At 66.2% G+C, this 25,399-nt stretch carries 17 protein-coding genes; 9 read left to right on the top strand and 8 right to left on the bottom strand.

The features are described 5' to 3' along the window. Positions 1-4: 4 nt before the first annotated feature. The gene (locus Q8T13_03135; protein ID MDP3716741.1) at positions 5-1,690 is read left to right on the top strand and encodes a D-aminoacylase; all 1,686 of its coding nucleotides are present in this window, start codon (positions 5-7) and stop codon (positions 1,688-1,690) included. Here Q8T13_03135 and Q8T13_03140 read toward each other — a convergent pair. After that, on the bottom strand, positions 1,687-2,967 hold the full coding sequence (locus Q8T13_03140) for an amidohydrolase family protein (GenBank protein ID MDP3716742.1): 1,281 nt from the start codon (positions 2,965-2,967) through the stop codon (positions 1,687-1,689). The genes Q8T13_03135 and Q8T13_03140 overlap by 4 nt on opposite strands. A gap of 98 nt (positions 2,968-3,065) precedes the next feature. On the opposite strand from Q8T13_03140, the gene Q8T13_03145 reads away from it, so the two are divergent. After that, positions 3,066-3,716 carry a response regulator gene (locus Q8T13_03145; protein ID MDP3716743.1) on the top strand — a complete coding sequence of 217 codons (651 nt, stop codon included), beginning with the start codon at positions 3,066-3,068 and terminating at the stop codon, positions 3,714-3,716. Next, positions 3,713-4,072, top strand: coding sequence for an Hpt domain-containing protein (locus Q8T13_03150; GenBank protein MDP3716744.1), 360 nt, complete (start codon positions 3,713-3,715; stop codon positions 4,070-4,072). Before Q8T13_03145 ends, Q8T13_03150 begins: the two co-directional genes overlap by 4 nt. Positions 4,073-4,087: 15 nt before the next feature. Here the strand turns inward: Q8T13_03150 and Q8T13_03155 are convergent, their stop codons facing one another. After that, positions 4,088-5,578 carry a deoxyribodipyrimidine photolyase gene (locus Q8T13_03155; GenBank protein MDP3716745.1) on the bottom strand — a complete coding sequence of 497 codons (1,491 nt, stop codon included), beginning with the start codon at positions 5,576-5,578 and terminating at the stop codon, positions 4,088-4,090. 57 nt (positions 5,579-5,635) lie between these two features. Between Q8T13_03155 and Q8T13_03160 the strand changes: the two genes are divergently transcribed. Continuing rightward, positions 5,636-6,058 carry a BrxA/BrxB family bacilliredoxin gene (locus Q8T13_03160; GenBank protein MDP3716746.1) on the top strand — a complete coding sequence of 141 codons (423 nt, stop codon included), beginning with the start codon at positions 5,636-5,638 and terminating at the stop codon, positions 6,056-6,058. Between the two features lie 145 nt (positions 6,059-6,203). On the opposite strand, the gene moaA is transcribed toward Q8T13_03160, so the two are convergent. The 3 genes from moaA to Q8T13_03175 all read right to left on the bottom strand — a co-directional run bounded on the left by moaA (position 6,204) and on the right by Q8T13_03175 (position 10,458). Further along, positions 6,204-7,223, bottom strand: coding sequence for a GTP 3',8-cyclase MoaA (gene moaA / locus Q8T13_03165; GenBank protein MDP3716747.1), 1,020 nt, complete (start codon positions 7,221-7,223; stop codon positions 6,204-6,206). 118 nt (positions 7,224-7,341) lie between these two features. Next, on the bottom strand, positions 7,342-10,065 hold the full coding sequence (locus tag Q8T13_03170; GenBank protein ID MDP3716748.1) for a UPF0182 family protein: 2,724 nt from the start codon (positions 10,063-10,065) through the stop codon (positions 7,342-7,344). A gap of 9 nt (positions 10,066-10,074) precedes the next feature. Beyond that, positions 10,075-10,458 carry a S4 domain-containing protein gene (locus tag Q8T13_03175; protein MDP3716749.1) on the bottom strand — a complete coding sequence of 128 codons (384 nt, stop codon included), beginning with the start codon at positions 10,456-10,458 and terminating at the stop codon, positions 10,075-10,077. A 111-nt stretch (positions 10,459-10,569) separates the two neighbouring features. Here Q8T13_03175 and ilvD point away from each other — a divergent pair, with 111 nt between their 5' ends. From ilvD to Q8T13_03190, 3 genes are all read left to right on the top strand, one after another. Beyond that, the gene (ilvD, locus tag Q8T13_03180; protein ID MDP3716750.1) at positions 10,570-12,240 is read left to right on the top strand and encodes a dihydroxy-acid dehydratase; all 1,671 of its coding nucleotides are present in this window, start codon (positions 10,570-10,572) and stop codon (positions 12,238-12,240) included. 220 nt (positions 12,241-12,460) lie between these two features. Beyond that, complete coding sequence (locus Q8T13_03185; protein ID MDP3716751.1) at positions 12,461-15,967, top strand: TonB-dependent receptor; 3,507 nt, start codon at positions 12,461-12,463, stop codon at positions 15,965-15,967. 78 nt (positions 15,968-16,045) lie between these two features. Then, complete coding sequence (locus tag Q8T13_03190; protein ID MDP3716752.1) at positions 16,046-17,698, top strand: bacterial transcriptional activator domain-containing protein; 1,653 nt, start codon at positions 16,046-16,048, stop codon at positions 17,696-17,698. A 92-nt stretch (positions 17,699-17,790) separates the two neighbouring features. Here Q8T13_03190 and Q8T13_03195 read toward each other — a convergent pair whose 3' ends face one another. Next, positions 17,791-19,011 (bottom strand): molybdopterin-dependent oxidoreductase, encoded by a 1,221-nt coding sequence (locus Q8T13_03195; GenBank protein MDP3716753.1) that lies wholly within the window; start codon positions 19,009-19,011, stop codon positions 17,791-17,793. 107 nt (positions 19,012-19,118) lie between these two features. Here Q8T13_03195 and Q8T13_03200 point away from each other — a divergent pair, with 107 nt between their 5' ends. Further along, a complete protein-coding gene (locus Q8T13_03200; protein MDP3716754.1) occupies positions 19,119-20,375 on the top strand; it encodes a VWA domain-containing protein in 1,257 nt (418 codons plus the stop codon). 32 nt (positions 20,376-20,407) lie between these two features. Here the strand turns inward: Q8T13_03200 and Q8T13_03205 are convergent, their stop codons facing one another. Both Q8T13_03205 and Q8T13_03210 read right to left on the bottom strand, forming a co-directional pair. Further along, positions 20,408-20,821: a four helix bundle protein gene (locus Q8T13_03205; GenBank protein ID MDP3716755.1), complete on the bottom strand. Its 414-nt coding sequence runs from the start codon at positions 20,819-20,821 to the stop codon at positions 20,408-20,410. 161 nt (positions 20,822-20,982) lie between these two features. Next, positions 20,983-22,992 (bottom strand): hypothetical protein, encoded by a 2,010-nt coding sequence (locus tag Q8T13_03210; protein ID MDP3716756.1) that lies wholly within the window; start codon positions 22,990-22,992, stop codon positions 20,983-20,985. A 102-nt stretch (positions 22,993-23,094) separates the two neighbouring features. On the opposite strand from Q8T13_03210, the gene Q8T13_03215 reads away from it, so the two are divergent. Continuing rightward, positions 23,095-25,386 carry a DUF5916 domain-containing protein gene (locus tag Q8T13_03215; GenBank protein ID MDP3716757.1) on the top strand — a complete coding sequence of 764 codons (2,292 nt, stop codon included), beginning with the start codon at positions 23,095-23,097 and terminating at the stop codon, positions 25,384-25,386. The last annotated feature ends 13 nt before the right edge of the window (positions 25,387-25,399 follow it).

Raw genomic sequence — 25,399 nt, forward strand, 5'->3', positions numbered from 1 at the left:
CGCGATGACCCTGATCCGCGCGCTCGTCGTTCCCACGGTCGCGGGCCTGTGCCTCGCGGTGTTGGCCTGTGCGCCGGCGCAGGACCGATACGACGTGATCATCCGCGGGGGTGACGTCCTGGTGGGCGACGGCGGGCCGTCGCTTCGCGTGGACGTCGGCATCAGGGGCGACCGCATTGTCGCGATGAGCGACTTGTCGGCGGCCCAGGGCGGCCGGGTGATCGACGCCACCGGCCTGGTGGTGGCGCCCGGCTTCATCGACGTGCAAGGCCAGTCGGGCACGACGCTGCTGACCGATGGCAACGGCGAGAGCCACGTGCGCCAGGGCATCACGACCGAGATCATCGGCGAGGGCGGGTCGCCGGCGTTCTGGACCAAGGACACCGCCGACGTGGACGCGCTGCGCGTGTTCGACGTGCCGTTCGACTGGACCGGCTTCAGCGGCTACTTCGAGCGGTTGCGGCAGCGTGGCACGACCATCAACGTCGGCACCTTCGTGCCGGCCACCACCGTGCGGCGCGAGGTGATCGGCCTCGACAACCGTGCCCCGACGCCGGCGGAGCTGTCGCGCATGGAGGCGATGGTCGACCAGGCGATGCAGGACGGCGCGTTCGGACTCTCGAGCGCGCTGATTTACGTGCCGGGGACGTTTGCCCAGACCAGCGAGCTGGTGGCGCTGGCCAGGGTGGCCGCCCGGCACAACGGCATCTACATTACCCACATCCGGGGTGAGAGCTTCAACCTGTTCAACGCGCTGGACGAAGCGATCGCGATTGGCCGCGAGGCCGGCCTGCCGGTCGTGGTGTTTCATCTGAAGGTGGCCGCCAAGGCCAACTGGGGCCGCATGAGCGAGGCGCTCGCCAAGCTTGACCAGGCGAACGCCGCCGGGATCCCGGTGACGGCGACCATGTATCCGTACACGGCGGGCGGCACGGGACTCGCGGCGACGCTCCCGCTGTGGGTGCAGGAGGGCGGCCGCGACCGGATGCTGGCGCGCCTGGCCGACGCCGAAATCCGCAAGCGCGTTCGCGCGGAGATCGAAACCCAGCTCGATGGCTGGGAAAACCTGCTGCTGGCGACCACCTTCGACGGCATCCAGGTGGCGTCGGTTCCGCCGGCGATGGACCAGTCGATCGTCGGCAAGCGGATCACGCAGATCGCCGCCGAGCGCAAGGCCGATCCGTGGGAGGTCTATTTCCAGTTGCTGATCGACAGCGGCGGCCGCATCGGCGCGCTGTACCACATGATGAGCGAGGCGGATGTGGCCACCGGGCTGCGATCGAGCCGGGTCACGATCGGTAGCGACTCGGCGGCGTTGCGCCGCGAAGGCGTCCTGGCGCAAGGGGCGCCACATCCGCGGGCCTACGGCACGTTTCCGCGCGTCTTGTCGAAGTACGTTCGGGACGACAAAGTCCTGTCGCTGAACGACGCGGTGAGGCGTATGACCGGGGCCGCCGCCGCGCAGATGGGCATCACCGACCGCGGCTCGATTCGCATTGGGCTACTGGCGGACGTCGTGGTCTTCAACCCCGCCACCATTCGCGATCATGCCACCTATGAGCAGCCGCATCAGTACGCGACCGGCATCGAGCATGTGATCGTCAATGGCGTGCCGGTGCTCGACCCCAAGGGGCTGACCGGCGCCCGCCCGGGCCGCCCGGTGTACGGCCCGGCTCGACGACCGCGTTAAAAAGCTTTTCGCCCGTTGATCCACACCTGTTCGATGCTGCGGGTGTTGCGAATGTTGTCGAGCGGGTTGGCGCCGAGCACGATCAGGTCGGCGGCCGCGCCGGCGGCGAGCGTGCCGAGCTGACCGGCGCGCTGATGGCACCTGGCGGCGTCGCCCGTCGCTGACACGAGCGCCTGCATCGGCGTCAGGCCGGCCTCGACCATCATTTCCAGCTCGAGGTGCTCAAAGAAGCCCTGAAAGCGCGCCGGCGGTCCGGAGTCGGTGCCGAACGCGATGCGCACGCCGCCATCGACCAGCGCCTTGAGATTCCGCTTGGCGACTTCGAGACCCGCCTTGTACTGCTGGCCGGCTTTCCAACCGGCGCTGTTACGGACCTGCGCGTGCCGCTTCGGATCCTTCAACTGCGCGACGATCTCGGGCGTCACGCCCTTGACGAAGAACGGATCGTCGATCCAGGCCGGTGTGGAATCGTAGATGAACGTCGAGATCTCGCGCGTGAACGTGGGGGAGTAGCAGACGTCGCGCGCCTTCATGGCTGCGATGAACGCGGCATCCACCGGTTCGTCGCGCACGCTGTGGGCGATGAAGTCGGCGCCGCCGGCCAGCGTGGCCTTGGCATCGGCCAGCGAATAGATGTGGACGGCCACCTTCAGCCTGCGAGCATGCGCCTCGTCGATGACGGCGCGCCAGGCGGCTTCGGGCATCTTGCGGCCGGTGCCGAGGTTGTCATCGACGCGAATCTTGATCAGGTCGGGTTTCATCTCCGCGACCGTGCTGGTCATGGCGCGCGCCGCCTCGGCGGTGTCGCCCGTCACCACCGCGCCGCCCACGAACAGCCGGGCGCGGTCGAGCGGTCCGGACGACTGCTCGTTGCGCAACTCGAAGCCGAGCGCCTGGTCGTCGCCCAGGCTGAACACCGTGGTGACCCCGTACTGGGCGTAGGTCGTCAGCTGCCGCGTCAGGTTCTCGCGCGTGTACGACGCCGGGTCCGAGCGCAGGCCGGTCGTGGCGGCGACATGGCCATGGGCGTTGATCAGGCCCGGCAACAGCGTCTTGCCCGTGACGTCGATACGGGTGGCGCCCGCCGGCACCGGCGTCGAGGCCGCCGGCCCCGCCGCGACGATGCGGCCGCCGTCGATCACGACCGTGCCGGCGTCGATGACGCGGCCGGTGCCATCGATGAGCCGCCCGCCGACGAAGGCGGTGGCTTGCGCCGCGGCCGGGGCGGCGGTCGAGACCACGAGGATTACGCTGGCGAACAGGGCAGCAATGCGCATGGCGACAGAGCTTATCACCGGCGGATGACCTGTCACGAGCGAGCCTGGGGTGCCGGCCCGGCCGGCATTCCGGGCGAGTCGAGTGATAACATTCACCAATGCCTTCACTGCGCGTCCTGGTCGCCGATGACGAGCCGGTGTCGCGGACCGTCGTCGGTGCGATGTTGAAGAAGGCCGGGTACGAGGTCACGTTCGCGCCTGACGGCGAACAGGCCTGGCAGCAACTGACCGCGCCCAACCCGCCCGCGATCGCCTTGCTCGACTGGGAGATGCCGGGGCTGGCCGGCCCGGAAGTCGTGCAGCTGATCCGCGCCCGCGGCGAGCAGGCGCCGACTTACGTGATCCTGCTGACCTCGCGCGATTCCTCGGCCGATATCGTCACCGGCCTCAAGGCCGGCGCCAACGACTACGTGACCAAGCCGGCCAACGAGGACGAACTGGTCGCGCGCGTCAACGTCGGCGCCCGTGTCGTCGAACTGCAGCTGGCGCTGGCCGAGCGCGTGCGCAGCCTCGAAGAGGCCCTGGCCAACGTCAAGGCCCTGCAGACCCTGCTGCCGATGTGCGCCTACTGCAAGTCGATCCGCAACGACCAGAACTACTGGGAGAAGGTGGAGACTTATTTCCACGATCACTCGGGGGTGTCGTTCTCGCACAGCTATTGCCCGACCTGTTACGAGCGCTTCGTCAAGCCGCAACTCGACGCGCTCGAGGACGTGTCGCAGGCGCAGAAGAAGCAGAAGGGGAGATGATGGCCGCGCCGGCGCTCGACCCCGTCGTCCTCGACAGCCTCCGCCAGTTGACGCCGCCAGGCGAACCTGACGTGCTGGCCGAGGTGCTCCAGCTCTTCACGACTGATGTGCCGGCGCGCATCGAACGGCTGCGGGCCGCCTGGCTGGCCGGAGATGCCGTCGCCGTGCAGCGTGCCGCCCATTCGCTGAAGGGCAGCGCCGGCAACATCGGTGCGAAGCAGCTGTTGGCCGTCTGCGCCCGGCTCGACGAGCTGGGGCGGTCGGGGGACCTGTCGGCCTTGGCGCCGGTGGTCGCGTCACTCGATGCCGAGTACGGTCGCGTCGAGGCCGAAATCTCACGCCTGATCAACGTTTAACAAGAGATCAAGAGATCACGAGAATAGATTTCTCGTGGTCTCCTGGTCTCCTGTTGCCGGATTGCCATAGCGTTTGAGGTACTCGCGCAGTCGCAGCTTGCGCGCCGCGCTATCGGACGTCATGTAGCGCACCACTCCGAAGATGGGCCGCTCGGGAAACCACGGCCGGTCGTAGCGCCCGAGGACCCAGAAGATGCCCGCGTACGAATTGGGATCGCGGCCATCGAGGGCGTACTTGTTGTTCAACTCGACCATCGCCGCCAGCGCTTCGCGCGGGGTGGCCGACCATTGCAGGATCTTCTTGCCCCATAGCATGCGCAGGTAGTTGTGCATGCGGCCCTCGCTCACGAGCTGGCGTTGCGCGGCGTTCCAGAGCGGATCATGAGTCCGGGCCTGCTCCAGGGTAGTCAGGTCGTAGACCCACTCGCGTTCGTCCACTTCATGCGCCTCGAGCGTCGCGAGCGCCCAGGCCGGCAACGACTCGAACACGTCGTAGTCGTCCCGCTGGCAGGCGAAGTTGAAGCCCAGCTCGCGCCAGGTGATCAGCTGATCGAGAAACGCCTCGGCGTTGGCGCCGACACCCCACCAGCCTTCGCGCGCGCCGGTGGCCCGCTGCGGTAAATCGCCAAGCCAGCCTTCGCGCGTCATGATCGCGTCGAAGACCTCGTGCGAGGAGAGGTGCCCCCAGTGCAGGTACGGCGACAGTCCGCTCGACACGTCGCGGTCGGGATGGTTGCGCGCGCTGCCGTAGTCCGCAAAGCCCCCCGACAGGAACTGCTGCAGCGCTTCGCTCGCGGCCACCGAGCCGCCGCGTTGCCCTACCGCCCGGACCCGCCGGTCGATGGGCAGGTCGTTCAGGCTGCCACCCCCGTCAAGCCAGCCAAGTGCGTCGGGCCAGCGCGCGGCTGTGCCCGGCGGCAAATCGGGCGGCGCTCCGGTCAGCGCCGCGAGCGGGTCGGGCAGTGGCCGGTGCGCCAGGTGCGCGGGCAACGCGCCCTGCAGGGCCCGGCGGAACGCGTAGGCGGTGGGATGCACCTTGGCGACCGCGCGCATGGGCAGCAGGCCGTTCGAATCGACGGCCTCCATGGCCACGTCCACGCGGGCCGCTGCCGTGGCGACCATGGCGGGCAGGAAGAAGCACGGGAAGTCGTCGGTCACGACGACGGCCGCGCTGGCGGCGAGGTGGGCGAGCAGGCCGCGCCCGTCGCCGTCGTCCGGTTCGAGGTATGGATGGTAGCGAACGCCCCGCCGCTGAAACCCGCGGGCGTTATCGCGCATCCCATCGACAACGAACTGGTGAAAGCGCGCCGAGGCCCATTGATGGCCGGCGCGCAGCGCCTCGAGCACGAGCAGCGGCTTGCGGAGCTGGACGGCGTGTTCCACCGCCCGCTGGAGGGCAAAGTTATGCCTCGTGCGGCGGGTGGCGATCATCCAGTAGAGGATGTAGTCGCCGCCAGGCCGAACCGGCGCGCGGTTGAGCGGGGAGATCCGTTCGGGGGGCACCATTCCAGTTACAATGATGAGACGTAGGACGCGAGTTTTTTCGAAGAGGATTCAAGACACATGATCGTGCAACGCTATCCAGAACCGTTCATTGCGCCGATGCGGGCCGAACTGTCCCGATTGGGTTTCGAAGAGCTGAAGACGCCCGAGGCGGTCGAGACCACCGTCCAGCAGGCCGGCACGACGATGCTCGTAGTGAACTCGGTGTGCGGCTGCGCGGCCGGCAAGGCCCGCCCGGGTATTGCCCTCGCGCTCCGGCAGGGCAAGCGCCCCGACCGCCTGGCCACGGTGTTCGCCGGCGCCGACGTCGAAGCCACCGATGCCGCGCGCGCCCACTTCGCGCCATATCCGCCGTCGTCGCCATCGATTGGCCTGATGAAGGACGGCAAGCTGGTCTACCTGATGGAGCGTAAGGACATCGAGAACCGCTCGTCGGACCTGATCGCCGCCGAACTGCAGAAGGCGTTCGAAGAGCACTGCTAGACAGTTGAAAGTTGAAAAGTTGGTAGTTGGTAGTTGAAGTTAAAAGTTTCAGTTGCATTGGCAGTTGGTAGTTCACTGGAACTGAAACTGAAACTGAAACTATTAACTACAACTACCAACTTTCAACTCGTAAACTTTCAACTCCCTAGCCGCCCCGTGTGTGCATCTCCAAGTGGGGGTCCCTTCGCAGGGTGCTCACCGGAATCAACGGTGACCGCTCGCGCTCGGTCAGCCGCGCTTCGGCGCCGCGGTCGGTGCGCGCGTGCCATACGCTGGTCACCAGGTCGCGCAGGGCTTCGTCACTGACGCCGCCGCGCAGCGGCCCCCGCAAGTCCACGCCACGCGCGCCATACAAGCACAAATACCAGAGTCCGTCGGCGGTCAGCCGGCTGCGATCGCACGACTTGCAGAACGGTTCGGTGGTCGAGGCGATGATGCCAAAGACCGTGCCGTCGGGCAGGCAATAGCGTTCGGCCGGCGCCGACGACGACTCGCGGACTGGCTCCACCGGTCCGTAGTGCGCGGCGATCGTTGCCAGCATGTCCTGGCGCGAGACGACCTGGCTCGTCGACCAGGTTGTGGCGCCGCCGACATCCATGTATTCGATGAACCGGATCTCGGCGCGCCGCTCCCGGGCAAATTCCAGCAACGGGATCAGCTCGTCGTCGTTGATGCCGCGGATCATCACCGTGTCGATCTTGAACCCCGGGAACACGTCGACCGCGGCATCGATGCCGGCGATGACGCGCGGCAACTCGTCGAAGCGCGCGAGCTTGACGAAGCGGTCACGCTGCAGGGTGTCGAGACTGATGGTGAGCCGGTGCAGGCCCGCCGTCTTGAGGCTGGCCACCGCCGGCGCCAGCAGTACCGCGTTGGTGGTCATGGCGAAGTCGCGAATGGCCGGCTTCGCCGCCAGCCGCGCCACCAGGTCCGGCAGGTCACGGCGCAGCAGCGGCTCGCCGCCGGTCAGCCGGACCTTGTCGACACCCAGGTGCAGGAACTGATCGACCAGCCGCTCGATCTCCTCGAACTGCAGGATGTCTTCCCGCGGCAGCCACAAGTAGTCGGCCTCGGGCATGCAGTACTGGCACCGCAGGTTGCAGCGGTCCGTCACCGAAAGACGGAGATTACGCAGGGGCCGGCCGTGGAGGTCAGAAACTGACACGGCTTTGATCATAGTGCCTAAGGTGCCTAGGGTGCCTAGAGTGCCTAGAGTGCCTAGAGTGCGTCGGGTGCACAGTAGGCACCCTAGGCACCCCTAGGCACTTTAGGCACCCCAGTTTCTATCTGGGCTGCTTCATTCGCTCGAGCAACTCGCCGAGCCGCCTGATTTCTTCGCCGTACCGCGCCCAGTCGCCGGCGCGCTGGGCGTCGAGGGCGCGCTGATAGGTTGAGCGCGCCTCGTTCGCCATGCGGTCCCATTCGACGTTGCCGGTGCTGGCCGGTGCCGGCGCGATTTCACCCGGTGCCGGTGCCGCCCCGGCCGTCGTCGTCGCCGGCGCGGCCGCGCGCGGCGTTCGGGTGTTCTCGCCAAACAACCGGTCGATGGCTTCGTCCAGCGTCCGTTCCATGACGATGCGGTTCTGGTAGGCGACGATGACGCGGGTCAGTTCGGGAATGCGGCCGGCCGGCGCGCGCAGGTAGAGCGGCCGCACGTAGATCAACGACTGCTCGATTGGAATCACCATCAGCGTGCCCTGGATCACCTGGGAGCCCTGCTGGCTCCACAGCGTGATCTGCGGCGAGATGATTTGGTCCTGGTTGATGCGCGCGACCACCTGTTGCGGGCCGAAGACCAGCGTCTGCTTGGAGAACTGGAACACCTGCAGCTTGCCGTAGTTGTCACCGTCGCTGCGGGCCACCATCCACGACGCCAGGTTGTCGCGGCGGCGCGGCGTGAAGGGTAGCATCTGGATGAACTCGGCCTCGGGTTCGCCCGGCAGCTTCATCATCGTGTAGTAAGGCTCCATGCGCCGGGTCTCGCCGCCGCTGTCCACCGCCGGCACTTCCCACTGGTCTTCCTTGTTGTAGAACACCGCCGGGTTGGTCATGTGGTAGGTCGCGTAGACCGACGACTGGATCTGGAAGATGCCTTCCGGGTAGCGCACATGGGCGCGCAGGTCGGCAGGCATTTCGCTGAGCGGCCGCATCAGCGTCGGGAAAATCTTGCCGATGGTCTGGATGATCGGATCGTTGGCGTCCGACTGGTAGAACTGCACCGTGCCGTGATACGCGTCAACCACGATCTTGACGGAGTTGCGGATGTAGTTCACGCCGCCGGCGGCGGTGGAGTAGGGATAGCGATCGGTGGCGGTGTAGGCGTCCTGGATCCAGAAGATGCGGCCGTCGCTGACCACCGCATACGGATCGTCGTCATACACGAGGAACGGCGCGATCTTCGCGACGCGGCGCCGAATCTGGCGGTCGAACATCAGCCGGCTCTCGCTGGTGATGTCGTCGCTCAACAGGATCTGGTACGACCGGAACCGCGCCGCGAACAACATCTTCCGCCACAGCGAATCAATGGGGATGCCGCCGGTGCCGGCGTACTGGTTGTAGACGTTGTCCTCGCCCTTCGGGTAGTGGAACTCCTGGGCGTTGGTGCGGACGATCACGTAGTCGCCGGCCAGCTCGCCGTAATAGATGCTGGGCTCGGTGATGTCGATGTCGACGGTGGTGACCGGCGGCAGGTCGCGCACGAACAGCACCGGCAAACCTTCGTTGGTGACCTCGTTCACCGGCCCGAGCGTCAGGCCGTGGCCATGCGTGAACACCAGCCGCTCGTTGATCCAGGTGCGGTTGGGCAGCGACGCCGGATTCAACTCGCGCACCGACAACATGACCTGGCGGTTCTTCCCGTTGATCATGTAGCGGTCGTTGTCGACCGAGACGAAGTCGTAGTAGGTGCGGATCTCCTGGATCTGGCCGAACGTTTCGAGCAGCGGTTGGTGATCCCACAGGCGCACGTTATCGAGCGTGCCGCGGTTGGCCTCGAGGTCGGCGCGGGTCAGCGTGCCCTCGCCGGGCAACTCGCGTTCCTCGACCTGATCCAGCGCAAACGCCTCGCGGGTCGCGGTGATGTTGTACTCGATGTACGGGGTCTCGCGCACCTGCTCGTTCGGCGTCACCGCGAAGCGCTGCAGCATCGAGGCGTAGCCTTCGCCGCCGAGCAGGGCGATGGCATAGAGGCCGGCGCCGGCAATCAGCAGCCGGGCCGACGGGCCGGCGGCCGAGGCCGCGGCGAGGCCGGCGGCAATCAGGGCCGCCACCATCACGACGAACGCGGCCGGCATGCGCGCGTGCACGTCGGCGTAGCTGGCGCCCTGGATGATCCCGGACGGCGACACGAGGTCGTTCAGGCGGCTCAGCCACGCGCCGAGCGCGAGCGTGAGGAAGAACGCCGCCGCGAGCCACGTCAGGTGGCGCCGGGCGCGGTCCTGGATGCTGATGCCGAACGGCGTCAGTGCCATCTGGCCGGCGGCGACGTAGAGGGCGCCGGCCCCGGCCGCGGCCAGCATGATCATGGCGATGGCCATCCCGCGGGCGAGCGTGAGCGCCGGCAACGTGAAGATGTACAGGGCCGCGTCATTGCCGAGGATCGGATCGCTCTTACCGAAGGGGGTCTGGTGCCACCACGTCAGCAGCGTCATCCACTGGCTCGACGCGAACGAGGCCAGCAGGAACGCCGCCACCACGACCGCCATCATGACCAGGGGCCGCAGTTGATCGCGCGTCGGCAGCGAGACGGTGAACCCTTCACGGGTCGTGAAGGCGACCGGGGTGGGGGAAATCGAGGTTAGCGCCAGGCGGACGTTGAACGCCAGCCACGCGACGGCCACGACGAACACCGCGACCGCCAGCCCGGCCCGGACCGTGATCTCGGTGGAATACACATCCCGGTAGCCGAGCTCGCCGAACCACATCCAGTCGGTGAGGAAGTCAGCGGTGAACGGCAGGAAGAAGAACAGGGCTCCAGCCAGCAGCAGGACGATGAATCGTAGGGGCACCAGGGCATCTTACTCCCCCCGCTTCAATCGGCGCAGCGTGCGCCGCTGGTCGCGGTCGGGGCGGGTGGGAGGGGTCGCCGCGGCGCGGTAGATACGCTCGAGCTTGCGCAGCTCGATCTCCTCGGGGGTGGGCTTGGGCGACGTGTCGTCGTAGAGCAGCCGCGCCTCGGCCCGTGAAATGCTGCGATCGGCCACGCCGAGTACGGTCAGCAGCTGCTTGCGGCCCATCGGCCGCTGGATGATCAGCTGGTCACCGACCCGGACCTCGCGATGCGGCTTGGCGACCTGGCCGCCCACGCTGACCTTGCCCAGCTTGCAGGCTTTCTGGGCTTCGGAGCGGGTCTTGAACACGCACGCAACGTCGAGCCACACATCCAGACGGACCGATTCCACGCCCCGATCATAGTCAAACACAGGAGATCAGGAGTTCAAGAGCAAGGACTCGTAAAAAAATTGCTCCTGATCTCTCTATCTCCTGTGAATTTATGGCAGGCTGTTGCACTTATGAAGCGACCGCATTCATCTTTGGTGCTCGATGGCCCCGAACGCGCGCCGGGGCGCGCCATGTTGCACGCGGTGGGCTTTACGCGCGGCGACTTCCAAAAGTCACAGATCGGTGTCTGCTCGACCTGGAGCCAGGTGACGCCGTGCAACGTGCACATCGATGTGCTCGCGCGTCATGCCGCCGACGGCGTGAATGGCGCCGGCGGCAAGCCGTCGATCTTTGGCACCATCACCGTCTCGGACGGCATCTCGATGGGCACCGAGGGCATGAAGTACTCGCTGGTGTCGCGCGAGGTGATCGCCGACTCGATCGAGGTGGTGATGGGCGCCGAGGGGCTTGATGGCCTGGTCGCGATTGGTGGTTGCGACAAGAACATGCCGGCCTGCGTGATGGCGATGGCGCGCCTCAACCGGCCGGCGGTGTTCGTCTACGGCGGCACGATTATGCCCGGTATCTTCCAGAACCGGCCCGTCGACATCGTCTCGGTGTTCGAGGCGGTGGGGCAGCACGCGGCGGGCAAGCTGACCGATGCGGCGCTGGCCGACCTCGAGCAGCACGCGTGCCCGGGCGCCGGGTCGTGCGGCGGCATGTATACCGCCAACACCATGGCCTCGGCGATCGAGGCGCTGGGCTTGAGCTTGCCCAACAGCTCGGCGCAGGCGGCGATCTCGGACGACAAGAAACGCGACTGCACCAACGCCGGCGCCGCGGTGGTGAGGCTGGTGCAGGACAACCTCCGGCCGCGCGACATCCTCACGCGAAAGGCGTTCGAGAACGCCATTACGACCGTGATTGCGCTTGGCGGCTCGACCAACGCCGTGCTGCACCTGCTGGCGATCGCGCACGAGGCGGACGTGAAGCTGACACTCGACGATTTCACCCGCATTGGCAAACGGGTGCCGGTACTGGCGGATCTCAAGCCGAGCGGCAAGTTCGTGATGGCCGAACTGGTCAGGATCGGCGGCCTGACGCCGCTCTTGAAGCGGCTGCTCGATGCCGGCCTGCTGCACGGCGATGCGATGACGGTGACCGGCCGCACGCTGGCCGACAACTTGCGCGACACGGCCGACTACCCGGCGGGGCAGGAAGTGGTGCGGGCGGTGGCCGACCCGCTCAAGAAGGACAGCCACCTCGTCGTACTTCGCGGCAACCTCGCGCCCGAGGGCGCCGTGGCGAAGATCAGCGGCAAGGAAGGTGAGAAGTTCACCGGCCGCGCCCGAGTCTACGACCGCGAGGAGGCCGCACTGGCGGCGATTCTCGCCGGCAAGATCAAGAAGGGCGACGTGGTGGTCATCCGCTACGAGGGGCCGCAGGGCGGGCCGGGCATGCGCGAAATGCTGTCGCCAACGAGCGCCATCATGGGCCGCGGGCTGGGCGCCGACGTGGCATTGATCACCGACGGCCGGTTCAGCGGTGGCACCCACGGCTTCGTGGTCGGCCACATCACGCCGGAGGCGTTCGTCGGCGGGCCCCTGGCACTCGTCAAGAACGGCGATACCGTCACGATCGACGCGCGGACCCGGCAGCTACGCCTGGACATCCCTGAACGGGAGTGGCGAGTGCGCAAGAAGGCGTGGAAGACGCGCAAGCCGCGATACATCCGCGGCGTGCTGGCCAAGTATGCGCGGCAGGTTTCGACCGCCAGTTTGGGTGCGGTGACCGACCTTTAGGGGTCGGATTATCCAAAATTTTGTAGTGGGGGATGGTGTTCTGGCCTTGCAAAGGCCAAGCTGGGTGACCTACACTCCCGCATCTTTGTTAACAAAACGTCTCAACAGCTCGCTCGTCGAATATTGTTTTGAACTTTGCGGCTGCGTTGTGTCTGTGACGCCGGGTGCGGCCTGGCGCCAGACTTCTTCGATTTGGAGGAATGCGAGTATGAGGAAATCCTTGTCACAGTGGTGCCTGCTGGCGCTGCTGATGGTTCCAGTGGTCTCGAGCACGGCGTGGGCTCAGACGTTCACCGGCGGTCTGCGCGGCGCGGTCCGCGACAGCGGCGGTGTCGTCCCCGGCGTCACGGTCACACTGCTCAACGAAGGCAACGGCGCGACGCGCGACGCGGTCTCGAACGAGCAGGGCCAGTACAACTTTGCGGCGGTGCCACCGGGTACCTATACCGTCAAGGCTGAACTCGCTGGTTTCAAGACCTACGAGCAGAAAGCGATTCGGGTCGCGGCCCAGCAGTTCGTGACGCTGGACATCGGCCTCGAAGTCGGCCAGTTGCAGGAGACCATCACCGTGACGGGCGCGGCGCCGCTGATCGACACGTCCAATGCCACCGGCGGCGGCGTGATCAGCTCGCAGCAGTTGTCGACGCTGCCGAGCGGCGGCCGGTCGGCATTCCTGTTCGCCTTGACGCTGCCCACCGTGGTGGCTTCGGGCGACTCGCAGTTCAACCGCCAGCAGGACCAGACCAACGCCTCGCTGCTGTCGCTTGGCGGCGGCACGCGCCGCGGCAACAACTACCTGGTGGACGGCGTGCCGGTCACCGACATCCGCAACCGCGCGTCGGCCAACCCTTCCATCGAGGCGCTCGATGACGTAGCCGTGCAGGTCCACCTGTATGACGCGGAAGCCGGCCGCACCGGCGGCGGCACGTTCAACGTGGCGACCAAGTCGGGCAGCAACAGCTTCAGCGGCAGCGGCTTCTATCAGGCCCGCCCACGCTGGGGCATGGCCAACAACTGGTTCTCGCAGAAGCAGAACATTCCGCTGCCCGAAACCTACTTCCACCTTGGCGGCGGCGGCTTCGGCGGCCCGGTCCTCCGTAACCGCACGTTCTTCTGGGGCTCGGTCGAAGGGTACGGTTCCAACACGACCCGCAACGGTTCCCAGAGGCTGCCGACGGCGCGCGAACGCGCCGGCGACTTCTCGCGCTCGTTTGATTCGAGCGGCAACCAGGTCGTGGTGTACGACCCGCTCACCGGCGACGCCAGCGGCAACGGTCGCACGCCGTTTCCCGGTAACGTCATTCCGGCCAACCGCCTGAACCCGATCGCGACCAAGATGCTCAGCTACCTGCCGGCGCCGACCAACGACGTCAGCAACGGCCAGTCGAACTTCTTCAGCGTGGCCCAGATCGAAGACCGGGCGATGATGTACACCGGCAAGCTCGATCATCGGTTCAGCGACAGCGTTTCGATGAGCGGCTTCTATCTCTACAACACGACCGACGAGCCCTGCGCCAACTACCTGGAGCCCGGCCTGAGTGGTCCCAACCGGTTCATCGACAACGGCGACTACCTGCTCAAGCGCCGCATCCACATGCTGGCCTTGAACAACACCTGGCTGCCGAGCAGCAACACGGTGGTGACCCTGCGTTACGGCCTGACCCAGTTCCGCGACGACGACACGCTGTCGATCGACTTCGACCCGGCCAGCCTGGGCTTCGATTCGGCGTTCAGCAGCGCCATTCAGACCAAGAAGTTCCCCAACGTCAACATCACCGACTACTACTCGCTTGGCGCGATCGATCCGTCCGATCGCAACCTGTACTCGTGGAGCGCCAACGGCACGGTGTCGAAGCTGCTCGGCCGCCACACCATCAAGGCGGGTGTTGACTACCGGACCATCGGTCTGGAGTCGCAGTCGTTCTCCAACGGTGCCGGTAATTTGAACTTCGACCGTCGCTATACGTCGGCCAACCCGGCCGTCAACGGCGTCAATGGCGCCTCGCCGTCCGGCAACGCGCTCGCCAGCCTGTTGCTCGGCTACCCCTCGGGCGACCCCGGCAACCAAAGCAGCATCGGCGTGTCGGCCCCGGCCAACTACTTCATCAACTACTTCGGCGCCTACCTGCAGGACGACTTCCGCGTGAACTCCAGCTTCACGTTGAACTATGGCCTGCGTATCGAGAGCGAGACCGGCCTGCAGGAAGAAGAAAACCGCTTCACGGTGGCCTTCGACCGCGCGCTCAACCCGGGCGGCGCGCTCGGCAACATCGTCGTCAACGGCCGGCCGGTGCGTGGCGGCCTGGTCTATGCCGGCGTCAATGGCGCGCCCACCGAACAGGGCAACCAGCCGGCGTTGAAGTACTCGCCCCGCGTGGGCATGGTCTATTCGATCAATCCCAAGACGGTCATCCGCGGCGGCTACGGCATCTACCAGGCACCGTGGAACTACCCGTTCCTCGGGTCGGCCAACTACGGCCAGGTGGGCTACAGCCAGAACACCTTCATTCAGCAGGGGCAGTTCGTGCCAACGACGTTGCTGAACAACCCCTTCCCCAGCGGCGTCGTGCAGCCTCGTGGTAACTCGCTCGGCGCCCTCGAGGGCGTGGGCAGCAACATCGAGTTCATCGACCAGGACAAGGGCGCGCCCTACGTGCAGCAGTACTCGTTCGATCTCAACCGCGAGATGCCCGGCAACATCGCGATTGGCTTCGAGTACTCCGGCGCGACCGGCCGTAACCTCGGCTACGGCGGCGCCAACGATTCAGCGACGATCAACATCAACACGCTGGATCCCTCTCACCTGGCGCTCGGCGCGGCGCTGTCGCAGCAGGTGCCGAACCCGTTCTTCGGCACCGGCACCGGCTTCTCGCCGAACAGCCCGACCATCACGCGTGCCCAGTCACTGCGTCCGTTCCCGCAGTTTGGCAACATCCTGATGCGCCAGACCACGGGCGGCAAGAATCAGTACCACGCCGCCATCCTGAAGTTCGAGAAGCGCATGAGCAACGGCTGGGGCGGTCGCATCAACTACACCCGCAGCAAGCTGATGGACAACCAGTTCGGCGAGGGCAACTCGTTCTCGGCCACGAACGGCAATGCCCAGAACCCGTACGACCTGGATGCCGAGTATTCGATCGGCCTCCTCGATGTGCCGCACAAGATCTCCATCTCGCCGATCATCGAACTGCCGTTCGGCGAGGGCAAGCGCTGGGCGCAGAGCGGCGTCGGCGCCGCCATCCTCGGCGACTGGACGGTCTCGTCGATCATCGCCTTCGAGAGCGGCTTCCCGATTTCGGTGTCGAACAGCTCGAACAACAACTCGAGCGCGTTCTACCCGATGCAGCGGCCCAACCTCACCGGCAGCGATCCGCTGACCAGTGGCAACCGCGAGGACCGTCTGTTCTACACCCCGCAGCCGAACCCCGGCGTGTGGCTCAATTCGGCGGCCTACTCCAACCCGGGGGCCTTCACGTTCGGCAACTCGCCGAGGACCAACGGCGACGTTCGCACGCCGCACCGCAACAACTGGGACTTTGTGGCGTCGAAGGACGTCCGCATGGGTTCGCGCATGCGCGGCCAGATCAAGATTGAAGTGTTGAACATCACCAACACGGTCAAGACGGTCGGTCCGAACACCTCGTTCGGCAGCTCGGCGTTCGGCCGCATCACCGCGCAGCGCGGCTTCATGCGCCTGACGCAGATGATGTTCCGCCTGTCCTTCTAACGAACGGACAGACGGCGACTCTGACGGGGCGCCCCAAACGGGGCGCCCCGTTTTCTTTTTGCGCTAACCTTGTCTGACATGCGTCCCTTTCTTGCCTTGGCCCTCGCGTGCGCCGCTTTGGTCTCCCCGCTTGCCCAATCCGGCGCCCAGTTGGGCCGCGCTTACTTTGCCAACTCCGGCAGTCCGGCCGCCCAGGCCGACTTCCAGCGCGGCATCGCGTGGCTGCATAGCTTTGGCTACGAAGACGCCATTGATGCCTTCCGCGCGGCGCAGAAGGTCGATCCCGGCTTTGCCCTGGCCTACTGGGGCGAGGCGATGAGCTTCAGCCAGCCGTTGTGGTTCTACGAGGAGCTGCCGCAGGGGCGGGCGGCGCTCGCGAAGCTGGGCGCCACGCCGGGTGCGCGACTGGCGAAGGCGAAGACGCCGCGTGAGCAGGGCTTCATGCGAGCGGTCGACGCCTTGTTCGGGCCGGGTGACCAAGGCGCGCGGCACAAGGCGTATTCCAGCGTGATGGCCAAGCTCGCGGCCGACTACCCGGCGGACGATGAGGCGCAGACGTTCTACGCGCTGTCGCTGCTGGCCATGTTGCCGCGCGGCGATGCGGCGCTGCCGCTGCGGCGCCAGGCGGGCGCCATCGCCGAGAAGGTCTTTGCCCGCAGTCCGCGGCACCCCGGTGCGGCACACTATATTCTGCACGCCTACGATCACGGCACGCTCGCCGGCCGCGCACTGCCGGCCGCGCGCGCCTACGCGAAGATTGCGCCGGCCGCGAGCCACGCCCTGCACATGCCGGCCCACACCTTCCTCCAGGTCGGATTGTGGGATGAGGCGGCGGAGTCGGACGAGGCGTCGTGGAATGCCTCGATCGCGTGGGCGAAGCGGCGCGGCCTGCCGATCAGCAGCCGCGACTTTCACAGCCTGGCCTGGCTGCAGTACGAGTGGACGCAGCAGGGACGGTTCTCGAAGACGCGCGAAGCGATTGCGTTTGTCAACGAGGCGATGAAGGCGGGAGTCGGGAGTCGGGAGTCGGGAGTCGGCGTGCCCCTGATTCAATCGCCGCAGCATGCCGGCGGCCACGGCTATGGCGAGCAGAGTGAGATTGGGCGGGGCAGCGGCCTGGACGCCTTGCGCAACGATCGCGGCTCCATGCGCGCGCGCTACATCATCGAGAGCGAGCGATGGAGCGAGTTGAAGGGTCAGTCGACCTTCGACAACATCGAGGAGTTGTTTGCCGTGGGCCTGAGCGCGGTCAATCTCGGCGACGCCGCCCGCGTGCAGGCCACCATCGCCGAGTTCCGCAACGCCTCGGCGCCGGCACAGGCGGCCGAACTGCGAGAGCAGGCCGAGGTGATGCTGCGCCAGATGGAAGCGCTCGACCTGTTCGCGCGCGGCCAGCACGCTGCCGCCTTCGCGATGATGGATCGCGCCGTGGCCTTGCAGGCCCGCATGCCCCGGCCCATTGGCCGGCCGTTTCCGGTGAAGGGCGCCGACGAGTTGTACGGCGAGTTATTGTTCCAGGTCGGCCGCGCGAAAGAGGCCGTCGTGTGGTTCGATCGCGCGCTGGCGAGGACGCCCAATCGCAGCCGGGCAGTGCTGGGCCTGGCCCGTGCCTATCGTAACGCCGGCGACTCGGCCTCGGCCCGCGCGACCTACAGGCGGTTCCTGGCGAATTGGCGCCTGGCGGATCCGGGACTACCGGAGATTACCGAAGCGCGCGACGCGGTCAAGTAACCACGAAGAACCGAACTTCTGGACGCCCGAAGCACACGAAGAAAACCAAAGTTGATTCGTGTTCTTCGTGGTGGCCTTCGTGTCCTTCGTGGTTAGACCTCGTCGACCGTGACCTGGCGCATGTAGTATCCCGACTCGAGCCGGCGCTGTGGCACTGACGCATCAGCTACTTTCAGCGCGATGTCGTAAGTGCCAGGCGCGGTGGGCTTCCAGCGGTACTCCCACAGGTTCCAGGTGGCGTGCGTCTTGGGCGTGGGGCAGACCGCGAATGGAGCGAACTCGCCACTCTTGCTGTCGAATTGCTGCGGTGTCTGTGCCGCAGGCGTGATCCGGACTGCCAGGCGATCGACGGCCTTGGTACCGCCCCAGACGATGCCGACGATACGGTATTCGAGACCACTTGCGGTACGACGCTTTTCAATTCGCACTGGCGTGGCGGCGGTCTGGATGTCGGCCGGCGTGTAATCGCGCGCGAACTTGTGCGGGACGGCCTGGTGCGTTCGGTTCGCAAACTCCACCATCTGCGTCGTCGCGGGTTCGTCGGGGCCGACCAGGCGAATTTCGTTGACCCACTTGATCCACGTGCAGCCATACCACCCGGGGACGACCAGGCGGACGGGCTTGCCGTGATCGGCCGGCACCGGTTCGCCGTTCATGCGCACGGCCAGGAAGGCGCCGAGCTGGTCGAGCGAGGCCAGTGGAAACACCCAGCTCGCGCCGACGATCGAACGCTGCGACACCTGGCCAATGTGGTCGAACCCGCTCACCAGCACCGCGGTGGCGTCCTTGGTGGGCTTCAGGCCGGCGACGATATCGGCGAGGGGGATGCCGTCCCATTCGGCCACGCTCATCAGGCCGAAGTTCGATGGGTTGGCGTTGCCGGAACACTCAAACAGGTGGGCGCCGTAGCTCCTGGACTGTTTGGCAATCGCGTCGAGCTCGAGCAGGCCGTCCGTGGCGAGCAGGCCACTGGTCTCGATGGTCCACGGACCGGTGTGGTTCGCCGCCGCGGCCGGGATCTCGGTGCGGATGTAGGCGAGCTCGTTGGGGGTGATCAGCTTGCCGGGTTCGAGAATCGACAGGTCGGTGACCATGCGGGCATCCAGACCGGGGCCGCCGTACTTCACGCCGAAGGCTTGAACCTGGGGCTTGTTACGGAACAGCGGCAACGTGCCGAGCAACTCGCCGGCCGGAGCGGCCCCGGTGCAGGGGACGTCGGCCGCCAGCTTGGCCAGCACGTGACCGGGGTCAACCAGGGTGGCAGCGCTGGCCGCGGCGAGGGTGCCCAGGACTTGTCGGCGGGTCGGATGCATGAGCGACATTATACGGGACGGGAGTCGGGAGTCGGGAGTCGGGAGTGGGGAGTGGGCAGCAGACACTATACTGTCGTCATGAAGTTCAGGTTTGCCCTGGCGGCCGCGTGCTTGGCTGTTGTCGCGGCTGGCGCTCAATCCCTCGACTCCCGACTCCCGACTCCCGGCCTGCGCAGAACCAACAGCCCACGTTCCGGGCCGGTGTGACCCTGGTCACGACCGACGTGATTCCGCGCGACGACAAGGGCCAGTTCATCTCGGACCTGACGGCGGCCGACTTCACCGTTCTCGAAGATGGCGTTCAGCAGACGGTGACGTCATTCTCACTGGTGCATGGCGGGCGGACCTTCAACTTATTGCAGCCGGCCCCGGCGGCCGCAGTGCCTGAGGGCATCGTCTTGCCGGCGGCGCGGCGCAGCATGGCCGACACGGCGGGTCGCATCTTCCTGATCTTCATTGACGACTTGCATTTCGAGCCCGAGTTGACGCCCCACGTTCGCCGCCTGCTGGAGACCGTCCTTAACACGCTGATCCACGACGGCGACTTCGTCGCCGTCGTCTCGAGCGGGCCCTCCTACCTGGAAGTGGGACCGACTTACGATCGCAAGCTCCTCGCCGAGGCGCCCCGGAAGATTCGCGGCTCGGGGTACCTGCCGCGAGAGATCTTCAAGATGATGGAGAACTCGCAGGGGCCAGGCGACATCCGCGCCAGGGCGCAGATGGCGTTCTACACGGCGTATGACATCCTGGGCGACATCGAGAAGGTGGCCAACCGGCGCAAGGCCGTGATTTACATCAGTACCGGTTATGACTTCGACCCGTTTGCCGCGGGCCGCAGCAGCAGCGACCGGGTGATGGGCGGGCGGTATGCCGACCCGATGGCCTTCGCACTGGATGACGAGAACCCGTATTTCAAGATGGGGGCGGTGACCGCCGACCTCGACTTGCACCGGCTGATGCGCGAGCTGACGTTGTCGGCGAATCGCGCCAATGCCAGCATTTACACCATCGACCCGCGCGGCCTGGCCGGCATTACCGACGTCGGCGAGTACGTCGACCAGAGCGACTGGCGGACCTACGTGCAGAAGACGACCAGCTCGTTGCGCTACCTCGCCGAGGAAACCGGCGGCTTCGCGGTGGTGAACACCAACGACTTTGCCACCGAGCTGCGGCGCATCGACGCCGAGACCAGTGACTATTACGTGCTGGGGTTTTACTCGACCAATCCGGACCCGACCAAGCGCACGCGCCAGCTCGAAGTCAAAGTGAACCGCCCGAACATCACGGCGGCATCGCGCCGCGCCTACTCGCTGAAGACCGAAGGCGCGCCGAAGCCGCCCCCGGCACTCAAGCTCAAGAAATAGGTTCTGAGAGGTTCGGAGAGGTTCGGAGAGGTTCAGCGGCGCTTCTGCGCTGATCGCGTCTTGGTCTTTGGAGGCTCTGCCGTTCGTAAGTACCCATGCAAGCGAGCTGAGGCGATCGCGGCTCTGGCAGCGAGGTGACTGAGTTCGGCGTGTCTTGCCTCACTGATGAGTCTTCGGTCCTTGGCGTCGGTCAAATGAATGCCGACCTCTGCGAGCGAACCGCGTGCGTATTTCATGAACTGCGAGAACTCGCCAGGATTAAACCGTTTGAATCCCTCTGCGATGTTCGCCGATGCCGAGTTGGCGGCAGCCCGGATCTGCGCGCAGAGCCTGTAGTCCTGAGCAAACGGGGCCTCCGCCGATGTCGCAACGATCTGCCGGCGTAGGTCGTCGGCCAGTTGCCAGGCGACGATGTCTTGATAGCGCTTTGCCACGTCGCGGGCCACAGCATGCCCCGTACCAAAGTGGCGCGGTCAATTCGGCCCCAGAAAGAGGCTGTCCTGAGAAATGGTGCTAAGTTGTTGCAGGGTAACCTATTCCCACGCGGGTAGCGGGTTCTCTGAACCCTTCGAACCTTTCCGAACCCTTCCGAACCCTTCCGAACCCTTCAGAACCCTTCAGAACCCTTCAGAACCCTGATCCACTCCGCGGCGAGTTCCGCATGGGCGCCGCCGGCCGCGATGTACGCCTTTGCAAGGTCAGTGAAGCGATCGCGATCGGTGCCGCCGTCCCGGGCCAGGCGGCCGTAGAGCGCTTGTAACTGGAGCCAGCGTCCGTCGAGGTCGTCGGGCGCCCTTGCCAACTGGGCCTCGAGCACGGCGAGCGCTTCCTGGGTGCGGCCGCTGGCGAGGTGCGAGGCCGCCAGCGCGCGCGCCCACGTCCCCTCGGCCGGCCGTCCGCCCAGTTCCGCCAACACCAGCGCTGAGGCCCGCGCGCCGTCCCCGCGACGCAGATACGCTTCGGCCAGGAAGGGCGCGACGAAGTTTACGCCTTCGTCCCGGGCCGATTGCCAGGCGGCAATCGCATCCGGATCACGGCCCTGGATCGCACGGACCGCGCCGATCAAGAACTGGAGTGGGCCGCCAGGTCCGCCAAGCGCGAGCGCCTGCTGAAACCGGGCCAGGGCCGAGACGTCGCCGATGGCGTAAAGCGCCAGGCCGGTCAGCGCGGTGCGCGTGGCCTGCTCGCCCGGTGGCACCGGCTCTTCGGCCAGCAGGTCGATGAACGCGCGGCTGGCGACCTGGTCGAGGGCGCGGCGCAAGGCCGGCGACGGCGAGGCCGGCGTGAATGCTTTGACCAGCTCGGCCAGCACGGCGTCCGCGATCGCGTCTTCGCGGCGAAAGCGCCGGCCGAGCGGCGGGGCTTCATTCAGCAATGACAGCGGCGTGCCAATGACGTTGAACTCAACCGCGCTGTGCGTGGTCGTGGTGGTGCCGTGGTCGGTCGCCGCGATATGCAGCCGGTAGGCGCCGCGGGTCAACGTACCCAGTGGCACCGACATGGCGGCGATCAGGGGATGGCCCAGCCGCACGTCGAAATCTGGCGGCAGGGTAGTCCTGTCGTAGCGGAGCGGGGTGAGGGTGGCGACCTGCTCCTCGCGGCTTCCCGCCTGCCGGGTGATCCGGAAGTTGACCGTCACGTCGGGTTTGCCGGTGTCGGGGGCCCGCGCGTTGATCACCTGAAAGGCGAGCGACAACGCGTCGCTGTTGGCGAACACCGCATCACGCGCCGGCCGGATCTCGGTGACGCCGAGGGCGTAGGGATGGGCGCGCTGTTCGAGGGCGGTGTAGGGCGTCTCGCGAACCGTCACACTCTCGGCGACGACGACCGAGCTGAGCCTGAAGTCGTCGGCCCACGCGGGCGGCAGGTCCAGCGTCCGGTGGGCCACGTGCACCGGGGCCTGGCCCGGCTTGGCCGCGGCATCGACCCAGGCGACGGAGAGCCGATATTGGCCGGGCCCCGCGGTCAGCGCGCGCTGGATGGCCGGGGTGCCGTCGGCGAACTGCGGCGGAGCGATCAGGTCGAAGTCTTCAAAGGGCAGCAAGGTCGCGCCATCGGGCCCGGCGCCTGCCAGGCTCGCCGTCCGATCCCGTTCCTCTTGTTCCTTGCGCTGCCGCTCACGCTCCCGCTGCAGGCCCATGATCTGGAGGTCGGCGGATCCGACCGTGGCAGCACCGCCGCCACCAGCGGTCGCGGCGCCCATCGCGGGCATCTCGCCGACGGCGAACCCGCGCCGGGACCGTACGAGCCGCGGATCAGTGCGCGAGCCGCCCAGCCATTCGCGGACGCTCGAGCGCGCCACCCTCACCCCTGGTGCCGGCGAGACGACGGACAGTCGCACGTAGATCAGAACGCGGTTGGCGGCGATCGGCGCCGTCGGCGACGAGGCGACCGAGAAGGCGACATAGTGGGAGCCGTCCGAGGCGCGCAGGACGTGGGTTTGCCACGAGTCCGGCGTCGCGTCGGCTGGTGGTGGAGCGGCATCGACGGCGGCGAGCAGTGCCGTGAGCAGTGCACGCTGGTCGTTGTTGAGGGTGGGCATCGATTGCCCGACGGCGGACGCGGCCAGGCCAAGACAACAAAAGACAACAACTCCGCGCGCGATCATTTTGTTCATCGCGTCACCCCATTGTCACGGTCGAGGCCATGTCATACACTGCGATTCGCCTCTCAGCCATCTAAACTTCTTGTCAAGAACCAGTTTAGTACGAATAGAACTATGTGTAGATCGCACCGCTGTCGTGTCCAGGTCGTCCGGCTCGTCCTTGCCACCTCCATCAGCCTCCTGCCCCACACCGTATCTGCCCAACAGACCGCGCCGCCGACGTTCACGGTTGGCAAGCTCGCCGATTCCGCCGAAGCACCGGTGATCGACGGCCGCGTCGACGAGGCTGTCTGGCAGACCGTACAACCGTACGGCAACTTTACGCAACAGGACCCGATCGAAGGCGCTCCCGCCAGCGAGAAGACCGAGGTGCGGATGCTGGTCGGCCGCGGCACCCTGTATATCAGCGTGATCGCCTTCGACAGCGATCCGTCGAAGATCATCGTGTCGCAGGCCCGTCGCGACGCCTCGTTGAACGAGACGGATTCGATTGTCATCGCCTTGGACACCTTTAACGACAGCCAGAACGCCTTCGTGTTCGGCACCAATCCGCTGGGCATCGAGTACGACGGCCAGGTGGCGCGCGAGGGGCAGAGCAGCGGCGTGTCGTTCGGCGGCGGCGGCGCCGGCACGCAACGCGGCGGCATCAGTGCCTTCAACCCGAACTGGGACGGTGACTGGACGGTCCGTTCGCAGATCACGGATCGCGGGTGGGAGACCGAGTTGGCCATCCCGCTGAAGACCTTGCGCTACCAGACCGGCACCGACCAGACCTGGGGCTTCAACGTGATGCGCAACATCCGTCACAAGAACGAGCAGGTCTACCTGGCGCCGATCCCGCGCGGCTTCGACATTTATCGCGTCTCGCTGGCCGCCAAGGTGACCGGCCTGGACCTGCCGCCTCGTCGCGACATCAAGTTCATCCCGTACGCCCTGGGCTCGGTCAACAAGGACTACACCCGGCTGTCGGGGGACCTGGTCGACAAGAAAGCGGACGTCGGCCTGGACTTCAAGTGGGGTATCCGTCCCAACCTGACGTTCGATGCGACGATCAATACCGACTTCGCGCAGGTGGAGGCCGACGAAGAGCAGGTCAACCTGACGAGGTTTGACCTGTTTTTTCCGGAAAAACGGCCATTCTTCCTCGAGAACGCATCCACGTTCCAGTTTGGCAACCCGCAGAGCATCGACCTGTTCTTCTCGCGTCGCGTTGGCCTGTCGTCGAGCGGGGTGCCCATCGACATCATCGCCGGCGCCCGCCTCAGCGGGAAACTCGGCGGCTGGAATGTCGGCGCGCTGAACATCCAGACCGATGACGCCGAGAACGCCGCCGGCACCCAGGTGGTGGGGCAGGCCAACAACTTCACCACCTTGCGTGTCCAGCGCGAGGTGGGCCGATCGAGCTACGGCGCCATTTTCGTCAACCGGCAGGGCACGGGCAGTTTCGCGCCGAGCGCCGACTTCAACCGCGCGTACGGTGTGGATGCCAATATCCAGTTATCGTCGAGTCAGCGGTTGTCGGGTTTCCTGGCGCGCACTGATTCGGGCGGCGCCAACGCCGTCTTCGGCAGCGACTACGCCGGCCGGGCGTTCTACAATTTCACGAATAATCTCTGGCAGGTGTCTGGCGGCTTTTCGCAAGTGGGCGAGACGTTCAACCCCGAGGTCGGCTTTCTGCCGCGTCGCGGCTACCGGCGTCCCGAGTTCCGCGCATTCTTTCAGCCCCAGCCCAAGAACATCCCGTGGATCCGGCGCTTCGCGCCCCACTACTCGTATAACTCGTACTATGACTTCAACGGCGAGCTCCAAAGCCAGGGCATGCACATTCATCCGTTCGAGATCCAGCCGCGGCAGGGCGGCCGTTTCGGATGGGCGGTGGACCTGACCAAGGACAACCCGCTGGCGCCCTTCCAGGTGTACAACCGCGACGGCAATCGCGTGGTGATCCCGGCCGGGGAGTACTCGTGGTTGCAGCATTTCTTCGAGTTCCAACACAACCCCAGTGCGCGCATCACCGGAACGGCCCGGGTTCGTGTCGGCAGCTACTACGACGGTGACTTCAAGAGCTTTGAGCTCACGAGCGACTATCGGATCTCGCCCAAGGCGACGGCCAGCGTCGGGTGGACCCGGCAGGATGTCGACCTGCCGTATGGCTCGTTTGTCAACAACCTCGTGCCGATCAAGGCCAACTACTCCTTCACCACCCTGGCCAACATTTCGGCGCTGCTGCAGTACAACGGGCAGACCGGCCAGTTCTCGTCAAACGTGCGGCTGGCGTTGCTGAACCGCAGCGGCACCGGCCTGTTTGTCGTGTTCAACGATCGCCGCGACCTGCTCAGTTCGACCACCGCCGAGACCCTCGGCCGTTCGTTCGTCGTCAAGTACACGCGGCTGATCGACTTCTAGAGGTCGCCTTTTC

It is taken from the genome of Acidobacteriota bacterium (genome assembly GCA_030697165.1).
Classification (GTDB): Bacteria; Acidobacteriota; Vicinamibacteria; order Vicinamibacterales; family UBA2999; genus 12-FULL-67-14b.